The following is a 3,322-nucleotide window of genomic DNA, read 5'->3' on the forward strand; positions in this document are numbered from 1 at the left end:
AGTACGGGAATATTAACCCGTTGGCCATCGACTGTCCCTTTCGGGTTCGCCTTAGGACCCGACTAACCCTCAGCTGATTAGCATAGCTGAGGAAACCTTAGTCTTTCGGTGTGCGGGTTTCTCGCCCGCATTATCGTTACTTATGCCTACATTTTCTTTTCTGACCGGTCCAGCATGCCTCACGACACACCTTCAACCCTGTCAGAATGCTCCCCTACCACTGATATCACTATCAATCCATAGCTTCGGTAGTATGCTTATGCCCGATTATTATCCATGCCCGATCGCTCGACTAGTGAGCTGTTACGCACTCTTTAAATGAATGGCTGCTTCCAAGCCAACATCCTAGCTGTCTGTGCAATCGGACCTCGTTCTTTCAACTTAGCATACATTTGGGGACCTTAGCTGATGGTCTGGGTTCTTTCCCTCTCGGACTTGGACCTTAGCACCCAAGCCCTCACTGCTGAGAAACATTATATAGCATTCGGAGTTTGTCAGGAATTGGTAGGCGGTGAAGCCCCCGCATCCAATCAGTAGCTCTACCTCTATATAACTTTACGCTCAGCGCTGCACCTAAATGCATTTCGGGGAGTACGAGCTATTTCCGAGTTTGATTGGCCTTTCACCCCTACCCACAGGTCATCCGAAGACTTTTCAACGTCAACCGGTTCGGACCTCCACTGTGTGTTACCACAGCTTCATCCTGCCCATGGGTAGATCACACGGTTTCGCGTCTACCATTACCGACTATAGCGCCCTGTTCAGACTCGCTTTCGCTACGGATCCACTACTTAATAGCTTATCCTTGCCGGCAACGGTAACTCGTAGGCTCATTATGCAAAAGGCACGCCGTCACCCCACGAAAGGGCTCCGACCGCTTGTAGGCGTATGGTTTCAGGATCTGTTTCACTCCGTTATTCACGGTTCTTTTCACCTTTCCCTCACGGTACTGGTTCACTATCGGTCTCTTGCGAGTATTTAGCCTTACCGGATGGTCCCGGCGGATTCAGACAGGGTTTCACGTGCCCCGCCCTACTCAGGGTACCACTATGTATTATATCGCTTACCCATACGGGGCTATCACCCTCTGTGGCGGACCTTTCCAGGTCCTTCCGGTTCACTTTACATACAATGTCGTGGCCCTACAACCCCAACTATGCCGTAACATAACTGGTTTGGGCTAATCCGCGTTCGCTCGCCACTACTTACGGAATCACTTTTGTTTTCTTCTCCTGCGCCTACTTAGATGTTTCAGTTCAGCGCGTTCGCCCCCTATCGGGTAATACATCTTCAATGTATTGGGTTGCCCCATTCGGAAATCTTCGGATCAAAGCGTGTGTGCCGCTCCCCGAAGCTTATCGCAGCTTATCACGTCCTTCCTCGCCTGCAAGAGCCTAGGCATCCCCCATACGCCCTTATTTTGCTTATTGTACTTTACATAGGCGCATCACTGCGCACTCTGTGTCTTTCTACTTTGTATTTTCTTATCCCAATATGTCAATGAACTTTTTCGCATTGCTGCGATTGTGGAGAATATCGGAGTCGAACCGATGACCTCCTGCGTGCAAGGCAGGCGCTCTAGCCAGCTGAGCTAATCCCCCGTTTTTTCCGGCCATCCTGATCTGACATCAGAATCCCTAAACGATGAATCCCTCAACCCCCAGAATTTCCTTCAAAACGCTTCTTTTGCAAGCTTAGTAGTCCCGGGCAGACTCGAACTGCCGACCCCTACATTATCAGTGTAGTACTCTAACCAGCTGAGCTACGAGACTCTATATTGGACTTGCGTTGCGTTTTGTATATCTTGAATTGAACAGCGAGAGTAAAAAAGCCTTTCCTTTTTCCGTTTACCTATCGGCACCCCGATCACTTCTCTAGAAAGGAGGTGTTCCAGCCGCACCTTCCGGTACGGCTACCTTGTTACGACTTAGCCCTAGTTACCAGTTTTACCCTAGGCAGCTCCTTGCGGTCACCGACTTCAGGCACCCCCAGCTTCCATGGCTTGACGGGCGGTGTGTACAAGGCCCGGGAACGTATTCACCGGATCATGGCTGATATCCGATTACTAGCGATTCCAGCTTCACGGAGTCGAGTTGCAGACTCCGATCCGAACTGAGAACGGTTTTGTAGATTCGCTCCCCCTTGCGAGGTGGCTGCTCTCTGTACCGTCCATTGTAGCACGTGTGTAGCCCAAGGCGTAAGGGCCGTGATGATTTGACGTCATCCCCACCTTCCTCACGGTTTGCACCGGCAGTCTTGCTAGAGTTCCCGACACTACTCGCTGGCAACTAACAACAGGGGTTGCGCTCGTTATAGGACTTAACCTGACACCTCACGGCACGAGCTGACGACAACCATGCAGCACCTTGTAATCTGTCCGAAGAAAAAAGTGTTTCCACTCCTGTCAGACTACATTTAAGCCTTGGTAAGGTTCCTCGCGTATCATCGAATTAAACCACATGCTCCACCGCTTGTGCGGGCCCCCGTCAATTCCTTTGAGTTTCAGGCTTGCGCCCGTACTCCCCAGGTGGGATACTTATCACTTTCGCTTAGCCACTCAGTCTTGCGACCGAACAGCTAGTATCCATCGTTTACGGCGTGGACTACCAGGGTATCTAATCCTGTTCGCTCCCCACGCTTTCGTCCATCAGCGTCAATCCACCAGTAGTAACCTGCCTTCGCAATTGGTATTCCATGTAATCTCTAAGCATTTCACCGCTACACTACATATTCTAGTTACTTCCTGATAATTCAAGCCCTGCAGTATCAATGGCAGTTTCCCCGTTGAGCGGGGAGATTTCACCACTGACTTACAGGGCCGCCTACGGACCCTTTAAACCCAATGATTCCGGATAACGCTTGGATCCTCCGTATTACCGCGGCTGCTGGCACGGAGTTAGCCGATCCTTATTCTTACGGTACCGTCAAGCTCCTTCACGAAGGAGTGTTTCTTCCCGTACAAAAGCAGTTTACAATCCATAGGACCGTCATCCTGCACGCGGCATGGCTGGTTCAGGCTTGCGCCCATTGACCAATATTCCTCACTGCTGCCTCCCGTAGGAGTCTGGTCCGTGTCTCAGTACCAGTGTGGGGGATCTCCCTCTCAGGACCCCTACCCATCATCGTCTTGGTAAGCCGTTACCTTACCAACTAACTAATGGGACGCATGCTCATCTCTCACCGATAAATCTTTAATGATGGTTGGATGCCCAACCAAAATACCATGGGGCATTAATCCGGATTTCTCCGGGCTATTCCCCAGTGAGAGGCAGATTGCATACGCGTTACGCACCCGTGCGCCGGTCTCATGGCCCGAAAGCCA

At 51.0% G+C, this 3,322-nt stretch carries 2 tRNA genes and 2 rRNA genes; all 4 read right to left on the reverse strand.

From position 1 onward, the window contains the following. Positions 1–1,429: ribosomal RNA gene (locus G6047_RS00380) — 23S ribosomal RNA — on the reverse strand; the annotation flags it as partial. 98 nt (positions 1,430–1,527) lie between these two features. Continuing rightward, positions 1,528–1,601: transfer RNA gene (locus G6047_RS00385), tRNA-Ala, on the reverse strand. 97 nt (positions 1,602–1,698) lie between these two features. After that, positions 1,699–1,772: transfer RNA gene (locus G6047_RS00390), tRNA-Ile, on the reverse strand. Positions 1,773–1,878: 106 nt separating this feature from the next. Further along, positions 1,879–3,322: ribosomal RNA gene (locus G6047_RS00395) — 16S ribosomal RNA — on the reverse strand; the annotation flags it as partial.

It is taken from the genome of Flavobacterium silvaticum (genome assembly GCF_012911565.1).
Classification (GTDB): Bacteria; Bacteroidota; Bacteroidia; order Flavobacteriales; family Flavobacteriaceae; genus Flavobacterium; species Flavobacterium silvaticum.